Below are 20,894 nucleotides of genomic sequence, written 5' to 3'. Positions count from 1 at the left end.
CGAAGTCCGCGAGAGTCACCCGCCCGCGTGCACCCGTCCGGTCGGTCGGGTGCCGTCTGGCTCCGCATCGGCTCGGCCGACGACTCCCGCCACAGGGCCTAGGATCAGCGACATGACACCGGAAGAGGTCGGCCAGCGGCTCGTCGCGTTGCTTGCGCCCGTCGAGGCCACCGCGACGGTCTCCGGCGGTGAGGTCCATTCCCGGGCCACCATCGACGTACCCCCGAACGCCTGGCGGGCCGCGCTGCTGGCCGCCCGCGACGACGCCGAGCTGGCCTTCGACTACTTCGACTGGCTGTCGGCCGTCGACGAGTTGGCCGACGGGTTCGACGTGGTGGCCCACCTCTGGTCCACCACGCACCGGCACGGGGTGCTGCTGCGTGCCCGGGTGTCCCGCCAGACACCGAGTGTCGACTCCGTGGTGGCGGTCTACCCGGGGGCCGCCTGGCACGAGCGGGAAACCCACGAGATGTTCGGCATCGACTTCGCCGGGCACGCCGAGCTGCGCCCACTGCTGCTGCCCCCGGAGTTCGAGGGGCATCCGCTGCGCAAGGAGTTCGTACTGGCCTCCCGGGTGGCGAAGCCCTGGCCGGGTGCGAAGGAGCCGGGTGAGTCGGAGGCCGGCGGTGGACGTCGCCCGATCCGACCCCCGGGTGTGCCCGCGCCGGGCGAGTGGGGAGTCGTGCCGACCCCCGCCGGCGCCGGTGGGGTGGGGGAGGGGCCGCGCGGCGGCACCCCGGCCCGCCCCGCCCGGGAACGCCCGGCCCGTCCGGCACCGGGTGCCCGCGGGCCGCGTACCCCTCGGGATGCCGGCTCCGCCGGGGCGGGCTCCCGGCCGGGCCCCGGCGGTCCGGCGCCTGCGGATGGGACAGCATCCGAGGGTGGTCCGGCACCGGATGACGGAGGTAGCGCCTGATGCCGCTCTGGCTGGAACTGGTGGTCCGGATCGGTGGCGTGCTGGCCGCCTTCCTCGTTCTGCCGCTGTTGGTCGGACAGGCGGAACACAAGGTGATGGCGCACATGCAGGGTCGGCTCGGCCCGATGTACGCGGGCGGGTTCCACGGCTGGGCGCAGTTGATCGCCGATGGGGTGAAGTTCGTCCAGAAGGAGGACGTCACTCCCCGAGCCGCCGACCGGCCGGTGTTCCGGCTGGCTCCGGCGGTAGCGCTGGTGCCGTACCTGCTGGCCCTGCTGGTGATCCCGCTCGGCCCGAACGACCTGGTCGGCCAGCCGCTCGACGTCGGGCTGTTCTTCGTACTGGCAGTGGTCGGGGTGGGCGTGCTGGCCGTGCTCATGTCGGCCTGGGCGTCGGCCAACAAGTACAGCCTGCTCGGCGGGTTGCGCGGTGCGGCACAACTGCTCGGCTACGAGTTGCCGCTGGTGCTGGCCGCCGCGTCGGTGGCGATGGCCGCCGGGACGCTCAGCCTCTCCGGCATCGTCGAGGCGTGGCAGCCGTGGTGGCTGCTCTGGCAGGCACCGGCGATGGTCATCTTCTTCGTGGCCGGGCTGGCCGAGATCCGCCGGCCGCCCTTCGACATGCCGGTCGCCGACTCGGAGCTGGTCTTCGGCTACCTGACCGAGTACACGGGCCTGCGCTTCGCGTTCCTGCTACTGGCCGAGTACGTCGGCATCGTGGTGATCGCGGCGCTCACCACCGTGCTGTTCCTCGGCGGCTGGCAGGGCCCGTTCGCCGACGCGCAGCTCGGCTGGCTCTGGACCCTGCTCAAGGTCGCCGCCGTCAGCTTCGTGATCATCTGGCTCCGGGTCTCCTACCCACGACTCCGCGAGGACCAGCTCCAACGCCTCTGCTGGCTCGTCCTGGTCCCCGCCGCCCTGGCCCAGCTCGTCCTCACCGCCGCCATCCGCCTAACCCTCTAACCAATCCCGTTGATCAAGAAGTTTTGGTCGGGATCCGCGCGGATCCCGACCAAAACTTCTTGATCAACCCGGACGTCGCGCGGGGTGGGCGGGGGGTGGGTCAGCTCAGGGGGGTGTGGGCGGGGTTTACGCGTTCGGCGGGGGTGGGGGGTGCGGGTGGGGTGCCGGTGCCGAAGGGGTGGCCGCCGAGGGACTCGCGGTCGTGGGGCTCCAGCCAGTTCGACAGGTCGGGGCCAAGCGGTACGACGCCGGTCGGGTTGATGTCGCGGTGCACCTCGTAGTAGTGCCGCTTGATGTGGTCGAAGTCGATCGTGTCACCGAAACCGGGCGTGGTGAACAGGTCCCGGGCGTACGCCCACAGCACCGGCATCTCGCTGAGCTTCTGCCGGTTGCACTTGAAGTGGCCGTGGTAAACGGGGTCGAAGCGGACAAGCGTGGTGAACAGCCGGACGTCGGCCTCGGTAATCGTGTCGCCGACCAGGTAGCGCTGCCCGGCGAGTCGTTCACTGAGCCAGTCGAGCCGGTCGAACAGCCGCCGGTACGCCCGCTCGTACGCCTCCTGGCTGCCGGCGAAGCCGCACCGGTAGACGCCGTTGTTGACGTCGGCGAAGACCACCGCGTTCACCTCGTCGATCTCGGCGCGCAGATGCTCCGGGTACAACTGCGGCGCACCCGAACGGTGGTACGCGGCCCATTCGGTGGACAGGTCCAGGCTCATCTGGGCGTAGTCGTTGGTAACCACCTGTCCGGTGGGCACGTCCACGATGGCCGGCACGGTGATGCCCCGGGGGTAGTCCGGGTAGCGCGCGAAGTAGGCCTCCTGGATGCGCTCGATGCCGAGCACCGGGTCCCGCCCGTCCGGGTCGAGATCGAATGTCCAGCTCCGCGCGTCGTGCGTCGGACCGGCGACGCCCATCGAGATGGCGTCCTCCAGGCCCAGCAGTCGCCGCACGATGATCAGACGGTTGGCCCACGGGCAGGCACGGCTGACCACCAGGCGGTAGCGGCCCGGCTCGACCGGGTAGCCGTCCCGCCCGTCGGCGGTGATCCGGGTGGTGATGTAGTTCTGGTCCCGCTTGAACTCGCCCGGCTCGACGTACCTGCCGCCGCCGCTCTTGCCGTCCTCGCCCATGTCGCCCCCAGGGTGTGCCCGACTCGTCCTCGCCCCCATCATGGCGGATCTTCCTGCGACCGGCCCGGTGACCAGGCGGCGGGCGGGAGCCAGGTCGGCGTGACCTGATCAGCGGGAGCGGGGAGTGATCCGGTCGAGCGGGATGTCCATCTCCCACGGGTCGGCCAGCAGGATGCCGTCGCTCATCCGGGCGTGCTCGACGTAGACGCGCTTGACCGGGTCGAGCCGGTGGGCGTGCACCGCGATCCCCGTCTCCGTCTCGATCCGCCAGAAGAAGGGAATGTCCGCCTCGGCGTACAGTGCCGGCTTGAGCACCCGGTCGATGCTGCGCGAACCCTCCGAGACGATCTCCACCACCAGCAGAACCTCGTTCGGCAGGTAGGAGGAGGGGTTGCGGGCCGCCGCGTCCAGCTCGGTTACCAGCAGGTCGGGAATGAGGGATCGGCTGCGGGACATCCGCACCGACACCCCCTGGGTGACGTCAAACTCGGCGGGGCAGGTCTCCTGCAAGGCGGCACCGAGCAGCATTGCGATGGATTGGTGCAGTCGCGTGGGGGAGGGCGACACGATCAGTTGTCCGTCCAGGAGTTCACGGCGGCGGCCGTCGTCGGGCAGGCGGTCGAGGTCGTCCGTCGTCCACTCGCCCGGCGCCGGGTTGTCGTCGTGCAGCGCGGCGGTCATTGACGGGTCCTTTCCGGTGCGTCGTTCTCCCCGCAGCCACCGTACTACCGGCTACCTCCGGGGGGTGGTCGCGCGCGCCGTGCCCACAGGGCAGGATGTTCGGCATGAGCGAGCGCGAGCGAAGCGAGGCGACCGGCCTGCCCGGCAGCGGCTTGGTCAAGGGGCTCGCCGTCACGTTGAAGACGATGACAAAACGCTCCACCACGGCGCAGTACCCGGACGTCGCCCCGGAGCTGCCACCCCGCTCGCGTGGGGTGATCGCGCTGTTGGAGGAGAACTGCACGGTCTGCATGCTCTGCGCCCGCGAGTGTCCGGACTGGTGCATCTATATCGACTCGCACAAGGAAGAGGTGGCGGTGCCGGGCGCCGCCCGGGCCCGGCAGCGCAACGTGCTCGACCGGTTCGACATCGACTTCTCGCTCTGCATGTACTGCGGCATCTGCATCGAGGTCTGCCCCTTCGACGCCCTCTACTGGTCGCCGGAGTTCGAGTACGCCGAGTACGACATCAAGGACCTGCTGCACGACAAGGACCACCTGGGCGAGTGGATGGCGACCGTGCCGCCGCCACCGGCGCACGACCCGAACGGCGAGCCGGCCAAGGAGGAGACCGCCGCCGCGCGCAAGGCCGCCGTCCCGGGCTCGTCCGCCGCCCGTCCGACCACCCCGGGGGTACGCCCCGCACCACCCCGCGCCGCCGACGACGAAGGTACGCCCGCGTGACCGGGGTGGACGCGCTGCTGCTCGCCCTCGGCGCGGTGGCGGTCGGCTCGGCGGCGCTTGTGGTGGCCACCCGGCACCTGGTCCGTGCGGGTCTCTACCTGGTGGTCTGCCTCGGCGCGGTGGCCGGCATGTACCTGGTACTCGCCGCCGAACTGGTCGCCTGGGTGCAGGTGCTGATCTACGTCGGCGCGGTGGTGGTGCTGCTGTTGTTCGCCGTGATGCTGACCCGCGCGCCGATCGGCGCCTCGGACGATCTGGACCGCTCCGGCTGGCCGGCCGCGCTGATCGGCGGTGGGGTGGGGCTCGGGTTGGCGGCGTTGCTCGTCGACGCGTACCGCTGGACGACCGTGGAGCTGCCCGAGGCGGGCACCGCCGAGCGTCTCGGTGAGCAGGTCTTCAGCAGCTGGGTGCTGCCCTTCGAGGTGCTGTCGGTGCTGCTGCTCTCGGCACTTGTGGGGGCCATTGTGCTGTCCCGCCCCGACATCGGCGCCAGCAGGGACGACGCGGCGGACGATCGGGGGCGGTCGCGGTGAGGCCGGTCATCCCGTACGTCACCGCCGCGCTCCTGTTCGGCCTCGGCGTGTACGGCGTGCTGCGGCGGCGCAACGCGGTGCTGGTGCTGATGTCCGTCGAGCTGATGCTCAACGCGGTGAACCTGATCCTGGTCACCGCCGACACCACGGCGAAGGCGGTACTGCCGCACGGCGGGCAGGTCTTCGCGTTGTTCGTGATCGTGCTGGCCGCCGCCGAGATCGGGGTGGGTCTGGCGATCGTGCTCCAGCTCTACCGGATCCGGGCCAGCGTCGCCGTCGACGAGATCCCCCTGACCGAACAGCACACCGCGGAACCGGTCGCCGCCACGACGGTCGGCCAGGCGTCACGGGCCGTCGGAAGCGAACCGGAGGGACCGCGGTGAGCGTCACGACGTTTGGTGCGTTGCTGCCGGCCGTACCGCTGCTCGCCGGCCTGACCGGCCTGCTGCTGCCACCGTCGCCGCGGGGCGCGGCCATCGGCGAGGCGGCGGCCCGCCGGGTGGCCGCCACCGTTGGCATCGCTGGCGCGGCCGGTGCGCTCGCCCTGGCGGTGGCCCTGCTGGTAACCCTGGACGGCCCGGCCGAATCTTCGACCACCTGGATCGAGTTGGGCGGGCTCACCGTCACCCTCGGGGTACGCCTCGACGGTGCCGCCGCCCTGGTCGCCGTCGCGGTCACCACGGTCGCCCTGGCGGTGCAGATCTACTCGACCGGCTACCTGCGGCAGGGGCCACCCGAGGAACCCGACCACCGTTACCCGCCGTACGCGGCGCAGGTCAGCCTCTTCACCGCCGCGATGCTGCTGGTGGTGGTGTCCGGGGACCTGATCCTGCTGCTTGTCGGCTGGGAGGTGATGGGGCTCTGCTCGTACCTGCTCATCGCCCACGACCGGCGGCTGCCGGAGGCGCCGGCCGCCGCGATGAAGGCGTTCCTGGTCACCCGGGTCGGTGACGTCGGCTTCCTGCTCGGCATCGCGCTGCTCGGCGTCTCGGCGGGCAGCTTCCGGATCGCCGACGTGCTCACCCACGACCACGGCACCACCACGCTCACCGCCGCCTGCCTGCTGCTGCTCGCCGGGGTGGCCGGTAAGAGCGCCCAGTTCCCGCTGCACACCTGGCTGCCCGACGCGATGGCCGGACCGACCCCGATCTCCGCGCTGATCCACGCCGCGACCATGGTGGCCGCCGGCGTGTACGCGGTCACCCGGCTGTGGCCGATCTTCGAGGCCACCCCGACCGCGCTTGTCGTGCTCGGTGTGATGGCCTCGGTGACCCTGCTGCTCGGCGCGCTGGCCGCCACCGCCCAGGACGACATCAAGCGGGTACTCGCCTGGTCGACGGTGTCGCAGATCGGCTACATGACCGGGGCGCTCGCCGTCGGATCCCCGCCGGCCGCGCTGTTCCACCTGCTCACCCACGCGGCGTTCAAGGCACTGCTGTTCCTCGCCGCCGGTGCGGTGATCCACGCCGTCGGCACCACCCTGATGTCCCGGATGGGCGGGCTGCGGCGCAGTATGCCGGTGACCTTCTGGTGCACCGTGATCGGGCTCGGCGCGCTGGCCGGCGTACCGCCGCTCTCCGGTTTCTGGAGCAAGGAGGGGGTGCTCGCCGCAGCCGAGCAGGCCGCCCTGCACGGCGACGGCCCGGCACCGGCCTGGGTGGGCTGGCTGGTCTGGCTCGCCGGGCTGGTCGGTGTCGCCGTCACCGCCTGGTATGCCACCCGGCTGTTGCTTGGCACCTACTTCGGTGCGCCCCGCACCCCGCTTGCCCGGCCGCCACACGATCCGCCGGCCGTGCTGCGCTGGCCGGTGCTGGCGTTGGCCGTACCGGCGGCCCTGCTCGGCCTGGCCGGCTTTCCGGGCTGGTTCTCCCGCCAACTGCAAGCCACCCTGCCCGTCGGCCCCGACGTCGTGTCGGATCTGCTGCCGCCGGACGCGCTGATCCACCTCACCCCGACCGTGCTGCTGCCGCTGGCGCTGCTGGTGATCGGTGCTGGCCTGGCGTGGGTCGGGTGGCGGCGGGGCGGCGGTGCCGACCCGGTGGCCGCGCTCGGTCCGCTGCGGCCGGTCTTCGCCCGCGCGTTCCGGCTCGACGACGTGCAGCACACCCTGGTCGTACGCACGACCACCGCGATTGCGCGCGCGGCGCGTACCGCCGACGAGCGGGTGGTGGACGGTGCGGTCACCGGCACCGGACGCGCCGTGGGTGCCCTCGGCGGCAGGCTGGGCGTCCTGCACCGCGCGGCGCTGCCCCGGGCCGCCGCCGCGGTGCTGGCCGGCGCGCTGCTGATCGGCCTGGCCGCGGCGGCCCTGATCGGAGCGACGGCATGAGCGAACGTCAGCGAGCACACCACCTACCCGGCGTCCCGGTGCCGCCTGCCGGCCCGCCGGTCAGCGGGGGGCCGGCATGAACGTCGGGGAGTTCCTGCTGGTCTCGGTACTCGCGGTGCCGGCGCTCGGCGCGCTGGCGGTGGCGGCGACGCCCCGCGACCGGGCGGCGCGGATCGTGGGCACCGTGGCCGCCGCACTCACCCTCGTCGCGGCGGCGTCGCTGGTCGCCGGCCGGAACGCCGCATGGTCGACGTACGCGCCCCAGGACGCCGCCGGGGCGGTGCGTCCCTGGCACTCGATCGACCTGCCCTGGGTCCCTGGGCTGGAGCTGCGCTTCCACCTGGGCGTCGACGGCATCTCCTGGCCGCTGGTGGTGCTTACCGCCCTGCTGACCCTGCTCTGTTGCGGCTACAGTCTGTGGCGGGTGCCGGGCGGAGGCGACGGCCGGGCCCTGGTGGCGCTGCTGCTGGTCGTCGAGGTCGGCATCCTCGGCACCTTCCTCGCCTTCGACCTGGTGCTGTTCTTCCTCTTCTTCGAGGTCGTCCTGCTGCCGATGTACGCGATCATCGTCGGTTGGGGCGGCGACGGCACCGACCCGGCGGCACTGGACGCGCGGCGGCGGGCGGGGCGGAAGTTTGCCCTCTACACCCTGTTCGGTTCGGTGCTGCTGCTGGTCGGCGTGTACGTGGTGGTGGCCGCCGCCGGCACCGCCGACATCGTGGCGCTGACCGGCGGCACCGAGCTGTCCCGCACCACCCAGCTCGCCGCCTTCACCCTGCTCGCGCTGGCCTTCGCGGTGAAGAGCCCGCTGTGGCCGCTGCACTCGTGGCTGCCCGACGCGCACACCCAGGCACCCACCGTCGGCAGCGTGCTGCTCGCCGGGGTGCTGCTCAAGATGGGCACGTACGGTCTGATCAGGGTCGCCGTCGGGGTGGCCCCCGAGGGCGCCAGGTGGGCGGCACCGGTGCTCGGTGTGCTCGCCGTCGCCGCCATCCTGATCGGCTCGCTGGTCTGCCTGGCGCAGAGCGAGTTGAAGCGGCTGATCGCGTACTCAAGCGTCGGGCACATGGGCTTCGTCCTGCTGGGAGTCGCCACCCTGACCGCCACCGGCATCCAGGCGGCGCTGATCGGCAACGTCGCCCACGGCATCATCACAGGTCTGCTGTTCTTCCTGGCGGGCGCGATCAAGGACCGTACCCACACCGGCGCGCTCAGCGAGCTGTCCGGGCTGCGGGAGACCGCCCCGCGCCTGTCCGGGCTGCTCGCGTTCGCGGCGGTCGCCTCGCTGGGGCTGCCCGGGCTGGCCGGCTTCTGGGGCGAGGCGTTCGCCGTGGTCGCCGCCGTCGAGTCGGGTGGTGCGCTGTGGACCACGCTGGCGGTGCTGGCCGCGATCGGCGGGGCACTGACGGCGGCGTACCTGCTGCGACTGTTGCGGCGGGTGACCCACGGCGAGCCCAGCCCGGCGGTCGCCGCGCTCGGGCCCAAGCTGGCCGGAGCCGAACTGGTCGCCTGGGCGCCACTGGTCCTCCTCGCGCTGGCCGTCGGGCTGGCCCCGACGCTGGTGCTGGGCGTCGCCGAAGCTCCGGTCGAGGCCCTGGTGGGAGTGGTGGCGCGATGAGCGAGCGTAGCGAGCGGTTCATTCGGTTCAGTGCGGTGGTGGCGCGATGAGCGAGCCGAGTCTGGTGCAGGCCGTCGACCACGTGGCGCTGCTGCCGGCGTACCTGGCCGCCGGGACGGCGGTGCTGGTGCTGCTTGTGGACCTGCTGGCGGCCCGGCCACCGGCCACCGTCGCCACGGCGGTCACCGGCGCGGTCGCCACCGCAGTCGGTGCGGCGGCGGTCGGCTCGGGGGCCGAGCGACGCACGTTCTGCGTCGGTGCCGACTGCTCGTACGTCTTCGGCGGCCGGGCCGCCCTGGTCGCGGCGCTGGTGGCGCTGCTCGTCCTCGGGGTGCTGGCGTTGTCCGGGCCGCTGCTGCGGGCCGGGAACACCCCGGTGGGGGAGTACTGCTTCCTGCTCGCCTGCTCGATGACCGGCGGCGTGGTGCTCGGCGCGGCCGGTGACCTGATCACCCTGATCGTGGCGGTGGAGGTGCTCACCCTGCCGCTGTACGTCCTGGTCGGCCTGCGTCGGGGCAGCCTGGCCAGTGCCGAGGCGGCGGTGACCTTCTTCGTGGTCAGCGTGGTCGCCACCACGCTGACCCTGCTCGGTGCCGCGCTGCTCTACGCGGTCACCGGCGGACTGCACCTGGAACGGCTGGGTACCCTCCTCGCCGACGAGGCGCTGCTCGACCTGCCGTTGACCACTGTCGCGGTGACGCTCGTGGTGGCGGGACTGGCGTTCAAGGTGGCGGCGGTGCCGTTCCACGCCTGGGCGCCGGCCACCTACGACGGGGCACCACTGCCGGTGGCCGCGTACCTGTCGACCGCGTCCAAGCTCGGCGGGGTGGTCGCGCTGCTGGCAGTGGTGCGGCAGGCGTTGCCGCCGGAGGTGACCGGGCCGGTGCTGGCCCTGGTCGCCGCGCTGACCATGACCGTCGGCAACCTGGTGGCCCTGCGCCAGCGGCGTACGGTCCGGCTGCTCGCCTGGTCCTCGGTGGCCCAGGCCGGCTACATCCTCGCCCCCCTCGGCGCGCTGGCCCTGACCACCGACGCGGAGGCCCGCACTGCCGCGTACGCCGCCGCCCTGGCGTACGCCGTCTTCTTCGTGCTGCTGGAACTGGCCGCCTTCGCCGGCGTGGTGGCCCTGCGTCCGGCCGGCGCCGACGGGGGCAGGCTCGACGACCTGCGCGGTGCGGCACGGCGGCACCCCTGGGTCGGTGCCGGGCTGGCGTTCGCGCTTATCGGCCTCGCCGGCCTGCCACCCGGCCTGGCCGGACTGTTCGCCAAGGTGACGGTGGTCCGGTCCCTGCTCGGTGGCGACGCCGGCTGGCTCGCCCTGGTGGTGGCGGTGAACGCGGTCATCGGCCTGGCGTACTACCTGCGGGCCGCCGCGCTGCTCTACGCCCCGCCCGGAGACCTCACCGCCCGTGTCGCCCGACCCGCCCGCGCGGTGGCTGCGGCGCTGGCGGTGGCGACCGTGGTGGCCCTGGTCGTCGGCTTCGCACCGCAGGTCGTGCTCGATCTCGCCGGGAGCTGAACCCGGGCCAGCCAGCGCGCCATCCGTCACTCAGGTAACTCTCAGTCATGAGACGGATGGTTGACGGGTACCGGGGTGTTGTACCGGTCAGCGGATCCCGGCATCCGTGCACCGAAGGAGTGATCGTGCACCACAACCGTCTGAAGACCGCCGCGCTGCTCGGCCTGCTCACCTCGCTGATTCTGGCGGTGGGCTACTGGTTCGGCGGCAGCGGCGGCCTGGTCATCGCCGTACTCGTGTCGCTGGTGATGAACGGCGTCACGTACTTCTACTCCGACAAGCTGGCACTTCGCTCGATGCGGGCGCAACCGGTAAGTGAGGCGCAGTTCCCCGAGCTGTACCACATGGTTCGCGAGTTGGCCGCCGAGGCCCGACAGCCCATGCCCCGGCTCTACGTGAGTCCGACCGCCCAGCCCAACGCGTTCGCCACCGGGCGTAACCCGCAGAACGCCGCCGTCTGCGTCACCCAGGGGATCGTCGAGCTGCTCGACTACCGCGAGCTGCGGGGCGTCATCGGTCACGAGCTGTCGCACGTCTACAACCGGGACATCCTCATCTCCAGCGTGGCCGCCGGCCTCGCCGGCATCATCACCATGCTGGCGAATCTCGCCCTGTTCATCCCGCTGGGCGGCAACAGCGACGAGGACGGCCCGAACCCGCTGGTCCTGCTGCTCACCATCATCCTGGGGCCGATCGCGGCCACCGTCATCCAGCTGGCGATCAGCCGGAGCCGTGAGTTCCAGGCGGACGCCTCGGGTGCCGAACTGACCGGGGACCCGCTGGCCCTGGCCAGCGCCCTGCGCAAGATCCACATGGGTGCCCAGCGGCGGCCGTTGCCGGCCGAGGGGCAGCTCACCAGCACCGCGCACCTCATGATCGCCAACCCGTTCCGGGGTGGCGGGGTGGCCGCGCTCTTCGCCACCCACCCGCCGATGGAGCAGCGGGTCGCCCGGCTTGAGCAGTTGGCGAGCCAGACGGGCCCCGTGCGTTACCAGCGCTGACCCGCCCTGCCCCGGCGCCGGCGCGGGCGGTACCGTCCCTCGCCGGGGTGGAAGGGCACCACGAGTTGCGGTATGCCGGCCGCTCGGAGGCGGTTCGAGAGAGCAGATTGCGGCATCCCGGGAACGGGGTGGGTGAGCGCCGCCACAGGGCCGGACCGCGGGGTCGGCCGGACAGGGGACGTTAGGGTCTAACTGAGTCTCGCTCATTACATCTCGTGGAGGTCCGCTGTGGCTGGGCTGCGCCGGTATCTGGCTGTCTGGCAGATTCCGGGCGCACCGACCCTGCTGATCACCGGCATCATCGGGCGACTCGGGATCGGCATGACGCCACTCGCGTTGCTGCTCGTCGTCGAAGGGGTGACCGGCCGCTACTCGTTGGCCGCCGCGGCCGGCGGCTGCTACGCCCTATCCGGCGCCACGCTGAGCCCGGTGGCTGGCCGGATCGCCGACCGGATCGGTCCCACCCCGGTGCTGCTCGGCACCGCGATCGCCCACCCGTTGGCCCTGATGGGGCTGCTCTGGGCGGCCCGGGCCGATAGCGCTCCCTTCGCGCTGGTCCTGCTGGCTTCGGCGGCGGCCGGTGGAACGTATCCGCCGATGACCGCCGCGATCCGTGGTGCCTGGAACGGCCTGACCAACGTCGACTCCGGTCGGTACTACCTGCGCAACACCGCACTTGCCGCCGAAACCACCCTTTTCGAGATCGTTTTCGTGCTCGGTCCACTGCTGGTGGCCGGGTTCGTGCTGGTCGCCGACGCTGGGGCGGCGCTGATCGGTGCCGCGGTGGTGACCCTGGTCGGCACCCTGTCGGTTGCGCTCGGCCAGGCCATGCGCGGCTGGCGTCCGCACGCCCGGGAACATCATGCCCGTGGCCTCGGTCCGCTTCGGGTCGCCGGCTTTCCGGCGCTGCTGCTCTGCGTGGCCAGCATCGGCATCGCCTTCGGTGCGGCCGGCGTGACCGTTCCGGCGTTTGCCACCCGCTACAGCCCCGACGACCCGAACAGCCTCGCCGGCGTGCTGTTGGCCGTCTGGGGGGTCGGCAGTGCGATCGGGGGGTTCTGGTTCGGCGTCCGCCGGCCGGCCCGCAACATGACCCGCCTGTTCGCCTGGCTGCTCGCCGTGCTCGCCGGCAGCTTCGCTGTCTTCGCCGTGATGCCGACGCCAGTCGCACTGGGCGCCGCCCTGGTGATCGGCGGAGCCGCCATCGCTCCCGCGCTGACTCTGGAAAACACCCTGGTCGGGCGGATCTCGCCGACCAGCATGCTGAACGAGGCGTACACCTGGGTGGTGACCATGTCGGTAGGTGCGAGCGCGGTCGGCGGCGCCGTCTCCGGCCTGATCGTCGACCATGCCGGCGGGGTGCCCTGGGCCTTCCTGTTCGCCGGGTTCGCACTCGCCGTCGGAGCGGCAGTCGCCGCGCTGCCGGCCGGCCCCATCGCCCGCGCGGAGGCCACCGCCGTCCGGGCCGAGCAGCCCGCCGCGGCCTGACCCGCGCAATGATGGGTACGACGGCAGGATGTTCCTCTTCTTCTCGAACCGGATCGGCTGTCTCGGCTCGATCCTGGTGAGCGCGATCCTGACGGTCGTCCTGCTGCTGATCTTCGCCCGTTGACGCGGATCCGACGCCCGGCCGGCCCGGTCAGGTGGGCCGGGCCGGCCGGCGGAGGTTCTCCCGTTGGGCGGTAGCCTCGCGTGCCGAGGAGGCGAGTCATGGAGCTGACCGCGCTGGGCCCGACCCATCCGGCCGTCGTGGCGAGCTGGGCGACCTCTGCCGAGGAGAGTCGTCGCTGGTGCTCCCACGACCGAGTGACCGCGGAGAACGTCAGGCGCTGGGGAACCGAGCCCGACGTGCTCGCGTACCTCGCACTCCTCGACGGAGAACCGGCCGGCTACGGCGAGCTGTGGCTCGACGACGACGAGGCCGAGGTGGAGTTGGCCCGCCTCATCGTGGCCCCGGCGCTGCGCGGCCGGGGCCTGGGCCGTCGGATGGTCACCTTGCTCACCAACCTGGCGCGGGACCACCACCCGACGGTGCTGATGCGATTGCATCCCGACAACGTTCCGGCGCTGCGGTGCTACACCGCCGCCGGCTTTGAACTGGTTCCGCCGGACGAGGCGGATCAGTGGAACCGGGGCCAACCCGTGCCGTACCTCTGGCTGCGCCACCGGCGCGACGACTGACCAGACCGTTCGGAGGACCACGCCGGATCCGTGGCAGCGCTCCGGTCAACGCATCGAGCTGCGGAGCGCAACAATCGCTGGCGGCGACGGATCGACGCGGCCGGTTCGAGACGACTTAGCGGTAGTTGGTGAACTGGAGGGCCACGCCGAAATCCTCGGCCTTGAGCAGCGCGATGACCGCCTGAAGGTCGTCCCTCTTCTTGCCGGTGACCCGCAGCTGGTCGCCCTGGATCTGGGCCTGGACGCCCTTGGGACCCTCGTCGCGGATCTTCTTGCTGATCGCCTTCGCCTTGTCCTGGTCGATGCCCTGGATCACCTTGGCGTCGAGCTTGAAAACCTTGCCCGAGGGGCGAGGATCACCCGCGTCCAGCGACTTCAGCGAGATGTTCCGCTTGATGAGCTTCTCCTTGAACACGTCCAACGCGGCCCGGACCCGCTCCTCGGTCTCCGCCTGGAGGCTGATCGCCTCCTCACCCGACCAGGAGATCTCGGCGCCCGTGCCCCGAAAGTCGAACCGCGTCCCGAGCTCCTTGTCCGCCTGCCGGAGGGCGTTGTCGACCTCCTGGCGATCGACCTTGCTCACGATGTCGAACGACGGGTTCGCTGCCATACTCATGCTCCTGCTGTCTGGCTGTTTTGTGATCCTTTGGCCCTGGTTGCCCAGGGGTACGACCCCCTGACGGTACCCGGTTGCGGCGGCAACGGGTGGAGCCGCTATCCTTGCTTCCGCCGCCGCGCCACGGTGCGGTGGTACGCCCTGGCGGGTTGCCCGAGCGGCCAATGGGAGCGGACTGTAAATCCGTCGCGAAAGCTACAGAGGTTCGAATCCTCTACCCGCCACCAGGTGCACAAAGAGCCCCCTCACCAGCGAGATCTGGTGAGGGGGCTCTTTCGTGGGCCTACGTCGTGTCCCCGTTCGGTGAGCGGTGCCCGCGCCTGATCGGGTTGACCACCGCCCGGCCGGTCCACCACATCGACGATCCTGGGCGTGGCCCGACGGGGTGGCGGGCGTACATTGACTCTGTTCGCTGTTCCTCGGTGCTGGGGGAGGTGGCTGTCCGGGGACCTGGGGCCGTGCTGCCGTCTGTTGCGTCGCATGTGCGCCACTCTCGCGAGTGGACGTTGACCGCGGGGCGCGGAGCGGCGAGAGTGGTGGAGCGACGTGTACGCGAACCTGCCAGGTTCGTGGTTTTCCGGCCAATACCGGCAAAACCGGTGCCTTGTCGTTTTGGGCACCCTCAGATGCTCCGATGGGGGTGCTACCGGCCCAGAAGCCGGTCGACGACGGCTGGTCGCACGTCCGGGGGACGGCTATGCCCGTTCGCTGGCTTTTCCGGCTGCCTGGGCTGTGGCACGATCGGCGTACCCGTCACTACACCCCCGAAGGCAGGAGTGCTCCCGATGTCTCGTCGAAGGAGTGGTCGAGTGCTTGCCGCAGTCGCGGCAATCGCCATGCTCGCTACGGTGAGTGCTGCCGTGGTCGGATTCGGCGATGCGCAGTTCGTCGGTATCGGGTGGGAGAACAACCCGCTCCAGGCCAACGGCCTTGAGTGGGGCGCCCCCGCACCAGACGATGTGGTTGTTTCGAGCACACGCTGACCGGGAGGCACTCGGCAATCTGGTGAGGGGGCACCTGCGTGCCGACTAGAGAGGCACCGCGCCGCCCGATCGCGACCGCTTGGCTGATCACCACGCCCCTCGCGGCGCTGGCCGTTGCCAGCATCGCCATACTGGTCTTCACTGCCGAGTTCGACGAGCGGGATCTGCTCCTGGCGGCTCTCCTGCTGGTCGTGATGGTCATTGCGGGCATCCCGACCCTGAGTTTCGTCGTCCGGCGGCAGGCTTTTGTCGTCACCCTCACCGAGATACCACTGGTTCTCGCCTTCTACAGCCTCAGCCCGCTGCTGGTCGTGGTGATTGCGACCTGCGCGGCGATCATCACGCAGGCCTACCGTCGTTATCCGCCGCCGAAGCTGTGGTTCAACGTGGCAAGGGATGCGGCCGGGGTCTCGGTCGCGGGACTTGTCGTGGCGGTGGCGCTGCCGTTCGACGGGGTCGGCCCGGGCACGTGGGCGGTCCTGTTCGCCGCGATCACCGCGAACAGCCTGATCAGCCTGGTCGCGGTGGTCGGCGTGATCACCCTGCTGCAGGGCTGGCAGGGCTCCCGGGAGACGGCAAGTACGGCGGTTCAGCTCTTCCTCACTCTCGCGCTGAACGTCGCGATCGGTCTACTCATCCTGATCGCCCTGGCCAGCACCCTGTGGTCGACCCTGCTGTTGGGGGCGATCACCATTGCGGGCGTGCTGCTCTACCGGTCGTACGCGCGTTTCCTCCGGCAGCACCGGACTCTCGGTGACATGTACGAGCTGACCCGCGCGATGGCCAGTGTCGGTGCGGAGGGAAATCTCGCCGACATCCTGCTGGGACGTATCCGGGCCCTGATGCAGGCCGAGTACGCCACGCTGTGGCTGCCGGCCCAGGGCCGGCATCCGGAGGTACTGCTCACCGCCCGGCTGGACGATCGGGGTCTGCTCGATGTGGCGCAAACCCCGGTGACGGTTCGTCAGCGCACCCTGGAGTCCGGTCAGACCCTGGCGGCCGGGCGACTGCTCGGCGGTGAACCGGAACTACGTCGCGAGTTGACTCGGCAGCAGGTCAAGGACGTCATTGCCGTGCCGCTGCGCTCCGGACAGGTGGTCATCGGCACGATCGAGGTGGTGAACCGCCTCAGCGACGTGGGGAACTTCGCCCCGGCCGATGTGCCGATTCTGGAGACGGTCGCCGCCCATGCCGCGGTCGCGCTGGAGAATTCCCGCCTGGTCGACCGGCTGCGGCACGACGCCTACCACGATGCGCTCACGAAGCTGCCCAACCGGCGCCGCATCCTCGGTGCGCTGGCCGAGGCGGTCCGGATCCGGGCGCCCGGCGAGGTGGTCGCGCTGCTGCTGTTCGACGTCGATCGGCTGCGTCAGGTGAACGAGGCGCTCGGCCACGCTGCGGGCGACAAGGTTCTGGTCGAGGTCGCCGATCGGCTGCGTGGCTGTGTGCCGTCGGCCGCGCTGGTCGGGCGGGCCGGTGGCGATGAGTTCCTGGTGACCCTTCGGCTGGAGAGCGCCGACGCCGCGGTGGAGCTTGCCGGCCAGTTGCGGGAACAGATCCGCGACGAGATGGTCTTCGACTCGCTCACGCTGGATGTGGACACCGCGGTCGGGGTGGTCGTACACCCGGATCATGGCGACGCCCCGGCGACCCTGCTGCAACGGGTGGACGTGGCCGCGACGGCGGCCAAGGCGGTCCCCGGCAGCGTGCAGCTGTACACACCGGCGTTGGAGTCGCGGTCGCTGCACCGGCTCGGTCTCGCCGGAGACCTGCGCAACGCCCTCGACAACGGCGAGCTGGAGGTCTACTACCAGCCCAAGGTGACGCTGCGGGACCGCCGGCTCATCGGGGTGGAGTGCCTGGCCCGCTGGGAGCATCCGACGCACGGTTCGGTCACCCCGGCGGATTTCGTCGCCGTGGCCGAGCACACCGGTCAGCTCGGCCGGCTCACCGAGTTCGTGCTCCGGGAGGGGCTGCGGCACAGCCGGGACTGGGCACACGGCGGTCAGTCGCTCGCCGTCGCGGTCAACCTCTCCGCGCGTACGCTCACCGACCAGCACTTCCCGGAACAGGTGCGGGAGTTGCTTGAGGAGTACGGCGTTCCGGCGCAGCTGCTGACCCTGGAAATTCCGGAAGCCGGCGTGCTGGACGGCACCGAGCGCCCGATCCCGACCCTGCGCCGCCTGCGAGACCTGGGCGTACGGCTCGCCGTGGACGACTTCGGCACCGGCAGCTCCTCGCTGGCCCATCTGCGCCGGCTGCCGGTGCACGAGGTGAAGGTCGACCACTCCTTCGTGCAGGGCATGGCCACCGATCCGGGAGACCTGGCGATCGTCAACGCCGTCGTCACCCTCTCCCAGCAGTTCGGTCTCACCGTGGTGGCCGAGGGCGTGGAGAGCGAGCTGACCCTGGAGTTGCTCCAGGACATCGGCTGCGAGGTCGGCCAGGGGTTCCTGTTCAGCCGTCCACTGCCGTACGAGCGGTTGGAAGCGTGGTTCGGTGCCCAGGTCGACCCGGAGTCGATCTCCAGCAGCGAGCTTCCGAGGCTGCGCGTGGTGCCGTGAGCTGGGCGTACGACCTCCCTGGGGATCCGATTTCACCAGTACGATCGGGCCGTGTACTCTTACCTCTGCGCGGGCACCGAGTGATCGCGCAGGCCCCCTTAGCTCAGTCGGCAGAGCGTCTCCATGGTAAGGAGAAGGTCTACGGTTCGATTCCGTAAGGGGGCTCAGAGGGTCCGGCTGGGCCCACCGCGGCGGTGTAGCTCAGATGGCAGAGCAAGCGGCTCATAATCGCTGTGTCGCCGGTTCAAGTCCGGCCACCGCTACTCTCGTCCGCCCCGGAGGGATCTCCGGTGGTCGGTGGGACGGGCGCCACAGGCGCCCGCTTTGCGTGTCCGCCCAGGTGGCGCGTACGCTTTAGCGCCGTAGTTGTATCCGTTATCGAGGAAGGCACTCCGCCGTGGCGAAGGCGACCGATGTCCGGCCGAAGATCACTTTGGCGTGTGTGGAGTGCAAGGAGCGCAACTACATCACGCGCAAGAACCGCCGTAACGACCCGGACCGCATCGAGCTGAAGAAGTTCTGCCCCCGGGACGGACGGCACACCCTGCACCGCGAAACGCGCTGAGCCTGCCCGGGCCGATCGGCCCGGCTGCGCACGTATCCTGATCGCCGGTCCCTACGGACGGCGCGGCTGAGCCGACGCCGACCGCTCGGATCGGCGATCGTGCTTTGCGTGTAGGTTCGCGGCATGCCCCTGGACCAGTCCTTCGTCGGCCGGACCTATCCGCCGACCGCCCCCTATCAGGTGGGCCGTGAGAAGATCCGCGAGTTCGCGACGGCGATCGGCGCCACCGATCCCGCCCACCACGATCCGGAGGCCGCCCGCGCGCTGGGCCACCCGGACGTGGTCGCGCCGCCGACGTTTCCGGTGGTGATCACCATGGCCGCCAGCCGCCAGCTGATCGAGGACCCGGCGCTCGGCATCGACTACAGCCGGGTGGTCCACGGCGACCAGCGGTTCGCGTACACCCGGCCGGTGGTGGCCGGCGACGAGCTGGTCTGCGTCAACTCCGTCGAGGAGATCACCAGCCGGGGCGGCCACGAGTTCCTGACCACCCGGACCGATGTCAGCACGACCGCCGGCGAGTCGGTGGTCGCGGTCTGGTCCAAGCTCGTCGTACGCGGGGAGGCCTGACGTGGAACTGCCCACCCAGACGTTCCGGGTGACCCGGGCGGACCTGGTTCGTTACGCAGGTGCCTCGGGCGACTTCAACCCGATCCACTGGAGCGACCGGTTCGCCACCAAGGTGGGTCTGCCCGGTGTGATCGCCCACGGCATGTTCACCATGGCGCTCGTCGGTCGGGCGGTCACCACCTGGGCCGGCTCGCCCGACGCGGTGGTCGACTTCGGCGTGCGGTTCACCCGTCCGGTGGCCGTCCCGGACGACGACACCGGCACCGAGATCGTGGTGACTGCCGTGGTCCGTGAGGTGACCGACGCCGGTCTGACCAGGCTGGACGTAACCGCCACCTGCCTCGGTGAGAAGGTGCTCTCGCAGGCGCGGGCCACCGTGCGCACGGCCGGTTGACCGGTACCGCGCGGCACGTCGGGTAGACCGGTTGGGAAAGTCGGGTCGGTACCCGTACACTGGTCCGCCGTGGGGCAAGTGACCCCTGCCTGGTCGTGTGACCGGGCGGGGCGAGCGTTGCCGCACAGGGGTGTAGCTCAATTGGCAGAGCAGCGGTCTCCAAAACCGCAGGCTGCAGGTTCAAGTCCTGTCACCCCTGCGCCTCAGGCCTGACCGTTCCGTGGGTCCCGCCGCCTTCCGGTGGCGTCCGGCCCGTGGTGGTGGCATCGGCGGGGAGGTTCCGAGGCATCGGGCCTTCCGGTTGATCCGCCGGCCGCGGCCCGTCCCGGGACGGTTGGTCCGGCCGGCGTGACCAAGCGCCGCGCACGCGCACTGCGTGCGACACCGACATCCCGCGACGGAGGGCGAAGTGGCCGACAACAAGCGGCGCGGCGAGGACGCCGACGACGAGCGCCTGAACGACGAGGTCGTCAACGACAGCGCCGAGGACGACGCCACCGACGCGGACGAGCCGGTTTCGCGGGGTGGCACCGCCACCCGTTCGCGGGCCAAGGCCGATTCCGCCGACGGTCGCAAGACGCGTACCGACGCCGACAGGGTGGGCCTCTTCGGCCGCATCGCGCGTTTCATCCGCGAGGTCGTGGCCGAACTGCGTAAGGTCATCTGGCCGACCCGCAAGGAACTGCTGACCTACACGGCGGTGGTGATCGCGTTCGTCACGGTGATGCTGACGATCGTGGCTGTCCTGGACTACGGCTTCGCCAAGGGCGTGTTGTGGGTCTTCGGCAACCCCAGCTGACCGGCTGAACGTGCGATAGTGACGGAAGTGAGCAAGCGTGCCTGAGTACGACGAGACCGCCGCGACCCCGGACGAGCAGTCCACGGTGGCGACGGCGGCTGGTGACGAGTCGGTCGAGGCCGCCAACGAGTCGGAGTTCGCCATGACCGAGCCCGCTCCCGAGGAGGACTTCGACCCGGTTGCGGAGCTGCGGCAGAAGCTGCGCTACGCACCGGGCGACTGGTACGTGGTGCACTCGTACGCCGGTTACGAGAACAAGGTCAAGACCAACCTCGAGACCCGGATCACGTCCCTCGACATGGAGGACTACATCTACCAGGTCGAGGTGCCGACCCGGGAAGAGGTCGAGGTCAAGAACGGCAAGCGTTCCCAGGTGCAGGCGAAGGTCTTTCCCGGCTACATCCTCGTCCGGATGGAGCTGACCGCCGAGTCCTACTCCTGCGTACGCAACACCCCCGGGGTCACCGGTTTCGTCGGTGCCACGGACCGGGCCGACCGCCCGGCGCCGCTGAGCCTCGACGAGGTGCTCAAGTGGCTGGCACCTGCCGTCGAGACCGAGCAGAAGAAGGCCAAGCCGGAGGTCAAGGTCCTCGACTTCGAGGTCGGCGACTCGGTGACGGTCACCGACGGCGCCTTCGCCTCCCTGCCGGCGACGATCAGCGAGATCAACGCCGACCAGCAGAAGCTCAAGGTGCTGGTGTCGATCTTCGGCCGGGAGACGCCGGTGGAGCTGAACTTCAACCAGGTCGCCAAGATCTGAGCTGTCGACCATCGGTGGCGGGCGACCGCCGCCGGTGGTCGCCGTTCGT

The 20,894-nt window shown here is 70.8% G+C and carries 21 protein-coding genes and 4 tRNA genes; 22 read left to right on the top strand and 3 right to left on the bottom strand.

The annotated features are described in order from the left end of the window. Window positions 1–112 precede the first annotated feature (112 nt). Together Vse01_RS06010 and Vse01_RS06005 are read left to right on the top strand one after the other, a co-directional pair. Window positions 113–916 carry an NADH-quinone oxidoreductase subunit C gene (locus tag Vse01_RS06010; RefSeq protein ID WP_093403565.1) on the top strand — a complete coding sequence of 268 codons (804 nt, stop codon included), beginning with the start codon at window positions 113–115 and terminating at the stop codon, window positions 914–916. Continuing rightward, entirely contained in the window at window positions 916–1,878 is a 963-nt protein-coding gene (locus Vse01_RS06005; RefSeq protein WP_093403566.1) for a complex I subunit 1/NuoH family protein, read from the top strand. Before Vse01_RS06010 ends, Vse01_RS06005 begins: the two co-directional genes overlap by 1 nt. 100 nt (window positions 1,879–1,978) lie before the next feature. Here Vse01_RS06005 and Vse01_RS06000 read toward each other — a convergent pair whose 3' ends face one another. Then, window positions 1,979–3,010 (bottom strand): glutathione S-transferase family protein, encoded by a 1,032-nt coding sequence (locus Vse01_RS06000; RefSeq protein WP_093403568.1) that lies wholly within the window; start codon window positions 3,008–3,010, stop codon window positions 1,979–1,981. Window positions 3,011–3,118: 108 nt separating this feature from the next. Then, window positions 3,119–3,691 carry a Uma2 family endonuclease gene (locus Vse01_RS05995; protein ID WP_093403570.1) on the bottom strand — a complete coding sequence of 191 codons (573 nt, stop codon included), beginning with the start codon at window positions 3,689–3,691 and terminating at the stop codon, window positions 3,119–3,121. Between the two features lie 95 nt (window positions 3,692–3,786). On the opposite strand from Vse01_RS05995, the gene Vse01_RS05990 reads away from it, so the two are divergent. From Vse01_RS05990 to Vse01_RS05950, 9 genes are all read left to right on the top strand, one after another. Beyond that, window positions 3,787–4,413, top strand: a complete 627-nt coding sequence (locus tag Vse01_RS05990; RefSeq protein WP_093403571.1) for a NuoI/complex I 23 kDa subunit family protein — start codon at window positions 3,787–3,789, stop codon at window positions 4,411–4,413. After that, window positions 4,410–4,946 carry an NADH-quinone oxidoreductase subunit J family protein gene (locus tag Vse01_RS05985; RefSeq protein ID WP_093403573.1) on the top strand — a complete coding sequence of 179 codons (537 nt, stop codon included), beginning with the start codon at window positions 4,410–4,412 and terminating at the stop codon, window positions 4,944–4,946. The genes Vse01_RS05990 and Vse01_RS05985 overlap by 4 nt, the downstream gene beginning before the upstream one ends. Beyond that, window positions 4,943–5,329 (top strand): NADH-quinone oxidoreductase subunit NuoK, encoded by a 387-nt coding sequence (gene nuoK / locus Vse01_RS05980; protein WP_232511200.1) that lies wholly within the window; start codon window positions 4,943–4,945, stop codon window positions 5,327–5,329. The genes Vse01_RS05985 and nuoK overlap by 4 nt, the downstream gene beginning before the upstream one ends. Beyond that, a complete protein-coding gene (locus tag Vse01_RS05975) occupies window positions 5,326–7,275 on the top strand; it encodes an NADH-quinone oxidoreductase subunit 5 family protein (RefSeq protein ID WP_093403574.1) in 1,950 nt (649 codons plus the stop codon). The genes nuoK and Vse01_RS05975 overlap by 4 nt, the downstream gene beginning before the upstream one ends. A gap of 76 nt (window positions 7,276–7,351) precedes the next feature. Further along, on the top strand, window positions 7,352–8,893 hold the full coding sequence (locus tag Vse01_RS05970) for a complex I subunit 4 family protein (protein WP_093403575.1): 1,542 nt from the start codon (window positions 7,352–7,354) through the stop codon (window positions 8,891–8,893). A 46-nt stretch (window positions 8,894–8,939) separates the two neighbouring features. Next, the gene (locus Vse01_RS05965) at window positions 8,940–10,412 is read left to right on the top strand and encodes an NADH-quinone oxidoreductase subunit N (protein ID WP_093403577.1); all 1,473 of its coding nucleotides are present in this window, start codon (window positions 8,940–8,942) and stop codon (window positions 10,410–10,412) included. Between the two features lie 125 nt (window positions 10,413–10,537). Then, window positions 10,538–11,413 (top strand): zinc metalloprotease HtpX, encoded by an 876-nt coding sequence (gene htpX, locus Vse01_RS05960; protein ID WP_093403731.1) that lies wholly within the window; start codon window positions 10,538–10,540, stop codon window positions 11,411–11,413. 228 nt (window positions 11,414–11,641) lie between these two features. Then, window positions 11,642–12,901, top strand: coding sequence for an MFS transporter (locus tag Vse01_RS05955; protein WP_093403578.1), 1,260 nt, complete (start codon window positions 11,642–11,644; stop codon window positions 12,899–12,901). A 222-nt stretch (window positions 12,902–13,123) separates the two neighbouring features. After that, window positions 13,124–13,594, top strand: a complete 471-nt coding sequence (locus tag Vse01_RS05950; protein WP_093403580.1) for a GNAT family N-acetyltransferase — start codon at window positions 13,124–13,126, stop codon at window positions 13,592–13,594. 115 nt (window positions 13,595–13,709) lie between these two features. On the opposite strand, the gene Vse01_RS05945 is transcribed toward Vse01_RS05950, so the two are convergent. After that, window positions 13,710–14,204 (bottom strand): YajQ family cyclic di-GMP-binding protein, encoded by a 495-nt coding sequence (locus Vse01_RS05945; protein WP_093403581.1) that lies wholly within the window; start codon window positions 14,202–14,204, stop codon window positions 13,710–13,712. Window positions 14,205–14,353: 149 nt separating this feature from the next. On the opposite strand from Vse01_RS05945, the gene Vse01_RS05940 reads away from it, so the two are divergent. From Vse01_RS05940 to nusG, 11 genes are all read left to right on the top strand, one after another. Further along, a tRNA-Tyr gene (locus Vse01_RS05940) sits at window positions 14,354–14,437 on the top strand. Window positions 14,438–15,019: 582 nt separating this feature from the next. Next, window positions 15,020–15,193, top strand: a complete 174-nt coding sequence (locus Vse01_RS05935; protein ID WP_170863405.1) for a hypothetical protein — start codon at window positions 15,020–15,022, stop codon at window positions 15,191–15,193. A gap of 38 nt (window positions 15,194–15,231) precedes the next feature. Then, window positions 15,232–17,757, top strand: coding sequence for a putative bifunctional diguanylate cyclase/phosphodiesterase (locus tag Vse01_RS05930; RefSeq protein ID WP_170863406.1), 2,526 nt, complete (start codon window positions 15,232–15,234; stop codon window positions 17,755–17,757). Between the two features lie 92 nt (window positions 17,758–17,849). Next, window positions 17,850–17,922, top strand: a tRNA-Thr gene (locus Vse01_RS05925). Window positions 17,923–17,947: 25 nt separating this feature from the next. Then, window positions 17,948–18,020: transfer RNA gene (locus Vse01_RS05920), tRNA-Met, on the top strand. Between the two features lie 134 nt (window positions 18,021–18,154). After that, window positions 18,155–18,322, top strand: a complete 168-nt coding sequence (rpmG, locus tag Vse01_RS05915) for a 50S ribosomal protein L33 (protein ID WP_093403583.1) — start codon at window positions 18,155–18,157, stop codon at window positions 18,320–18,322. Window positions 18,323–18,445: 123 nt separating this feature from the next. Further along, complete coding sequence (locus Vse01_RS05910) at window positions 18,446–18,892, top strand: MaoC family dehydratase N-terminal domain-containing protein (protein ID WP_093403585.1); 447 nt, start codon at window positions 18,446–18,448, stop codon at window positions 18,890–18,892. 1 nt (window position 18,893) lies between these two features. Next, entirely contained in the window at window positions 18,894–19,286 is a 393-nt protein-coding gene (locus tag Vse01_RS05905; RefSeq protein WP_093403586.1) for a MaoC family dehydratase, read from the top strand. Between the two features lie 126 nt (window positions 19,287–19,412). After that, window positions 19,413–19,485 (top strand) — tRNA-Trp (locus Vse01_RS05900). 210 nt (window positions 19,486–19,695) lie between these two features. Next, window positions 19,696–20,085, top strand: a complete 390-nt coding sequence (gene secE / locus Vse01_RS05895) for a preprotein translocase subunit SecE (protein WP_093403588.1) — start codon at window positions 19,696–19,698, stop codon at window positions 20,083–20,085. A gap of 37 nt (window positions 20,086–20,122) precedes the next feature. Further along, a complete protein-coding gene (gene nusG, locus Vse01_RS05890; RefSeq protein ID WP_093403589.1) occupies window positions 20,123–20,845 on the top strand; it encodes a transcription termination/antitermination protein NusG in 723 nt (240 codons plus the stop codon). The last annotated feature ends 49 nt before the right edge of the window (window positions 20,846–20,894 follow it).

The sequence above is a fragment of the Micromonospora sediminimaris genome, from assembly GCF_016863575.1.
GTDB classification, from domain to species: Bacteria; Actinomycetota; Actinomycetes; order Mycobacteriales; family Micromonosporaceae; genus Micromonospora; species Micromonospora sediminimaris.
The sequence above is the reverse complement of the archived record's forward strand: the minus strand, read 5'-3'. Positions and strand labels throughout refer to the sequence as shown.

What these genes read in the sequence shown, in the direction of transcription:
- Vse01_RS05995 (WP_093403570.1), bottom strand. Translation starts at nt 3,691, where the DNA reads ATGACCGCCGCGCTGCACGACGACAACCCGGCGCCGGGCGAGTGGACG.
- Vse01_RS06010 (WP_093403565.1), top strand. Translation starts at nt 113, where the DNA reads ATGACACCGGAAGAGGTCGGCCAGCGGCTCGTCGCGTTGCTTGCGCCC.
- Vse01_RS05945 (WP_093403581.1), bottom strand. Translation starts at nt 14,204, where the DNA reads ATGGCAGCGAACCCGTCGTTCGACATCGTGAGCAAGGTCGATCGCCAG.
- Vse01_RS06000 (WP_093403568.1), bottom strand. Translation starts at nt 3,010, where the DNA reads ATGGGCGAGGACGGCAAGAGCGGCGGCGGCAGGTACGTCGAGCCGGGC.
- Vse01_RS05965 (WP_093403577.1), top strand. Translation starts at nt 8,940, where the DNA reads ATGAGCGAGCCGAGTCTGGTGCAGGCCGTCGACCACGTGGCGCTGCTG.
- Vse01_RS06005 (WP_093403566.1), top strand. Translation starts at nt 916, where the DNA reads ATGCCGCTCTGGCTGGAACTGGTGGTCCGGATCGGTGGCGTGCTGGCC.
- Vse01_RS05910 (WP_093403585.1), top strand. Translation starts at nt 18,446, where the DNA reads ATGCCCCTGGACCAGTCCTTCGTCGGCCGGACCTATCCGCCGACCGCC.
- Vse01_RS05990 (WP_093403571.1), top strand. Translation starts at nt 3,787, where the DNA reads ATGTTCGGCATGAGCGAGCGCGAGCGAAGCGAGGCGACCGGCCTGCCC.
- Vse01_RS05950 (WP_093403580.1), top strand. Translation starts at nt 13,124, where the DNA reads ATGGAGCTGACCGCGCTGGGCCCGACCCATCCGGCCGTCGTGGCGAGC.
- Vse01_RS05970 (WP_093403575.1), top strand. Translation starts at nt 7,352, where the DNA reads ATGAACGTCGGGGAGTTCCTGCTGGTCTCGGTACTCGCGGTGCCGGCG.